The 1,261-nt window shown below is 59.1% G+C and carries 1 pseudogene; it reads right to left on the bottom strand.

What is annotated here, in order from left to right:
- Window positions 1–1,261: pseudogene (locus BST27_RS30430) on the bottom strand (PPE family protein); the annotation flags it as partial.

Genomic DNA, 1,261 nt, shown 5'->3' with positions numbered 1-1,261 from the left:
TTGGCCCATCCGGTGTTCCACCGACCCGCATTGAACAACCCCGTGTTGAACTCCCCGGAGTTGCCGATCCCCCAGTTGCCCGTCCCGGAGTTGAAGAACCCGACATTGCCGGTACCGGAATTGAACAACCCCACATTGCCGCTACCGGTGTTCCACGCCCCGAACCCCACCTGACCCTCCCCGCTGAGCCCGAAACCCACATTGCCCGCACCGGTATTGCCGAACCCGACATTGCCGACCCCGACGTTTCCGAACCCCTGGTTGTAATCCCCGAGATTGCCGAACCCGACATTCTGCACACCGAGGTTCCCCGGGCCGATGTTGTAAGCACCGATGTTGCCCGAGCCGATATTGAAACTACCCAGGTTCCCCGCACCGAAATTGAAATCACCCAGGTTGGCCAAACCGATGTTCCCGTCACCGACATTGCCCAACCCCAAGTTCACACGGCCGATATCACCCAACCCGATATTGCCCACACCCAGATTCGCAAACCCCGCGTTGAACACACTCAACCCCGACAGGCTCCCACCCACATTGCCCGCACCCGAGATCCCCACTCCGCCGGTGTTGTTGATGCCCGACAACGACTCACCCACATTGGTCAACCCCGACAACAAACTGCCGATGTTCTTATAACCCGACCCCCGCGAAACCTCGTTAAAGAACCCCGACACACGATCACCGATATTCCCGAAACCCGACACCCCACCAGCCCCAGAATTAAAGAACCCCGACGACGGCGCATTCGTCGAATTCCCAAACCCCGGCGACGACGACACATGAATGACCGTCGCGAAAATGGGGCCGACATTCCCACCCAGACTCACGTTCAACGGCGTCGTTGCGCCACCCACGACGAAACCGTTCAACGGGATGGAGTTGAAACTGATCCGGGGCGTGACGATTTGACTCAACGTGTCGTCGATGTGCACCGCCAGATTGAGCGGCAAGCCCGGTATGGGCAGGGTGAAATCCGGGAGGGGCGAAGGCGGGTTAACGTGGATGTCGATTCCCCCGGTGCTTGCCCCGAGGACATTGATATCCAGGATCACCGGAATAGTGCCGCCACCCTGCCCGCTTAAGACGACGGGTTCAATGCTGAGTCCGGTGATCTGTCCGGTGATGGGAATGTTGAGTATTCCACTGCCGCTCAGGGTCAATGGGATTTCGGGGATGGTGACGGTGTAGTCGGCGGCCATCAAGCCTTGCCGGTCACCGCGCCAGAACATGCCGTTGCTTTCATTACCGGAGATGAATG

It is taken from the genome of Mycobacterium intermedium (assembly GCF_002086275.1).
Taxonomy (GTDB): domain Bacteria; phylum Actinomycetota; class Actinomycetes; order Mycobacteriales; family Mycobacteriaceae; genus Mycobacterium; species Mycobacterium intermedium.
The sequence above is the reverse complement of the archived record's forward strand: the minus strand, read 5'-3'. Positions and strand labels throughout refer to the sequence as shown.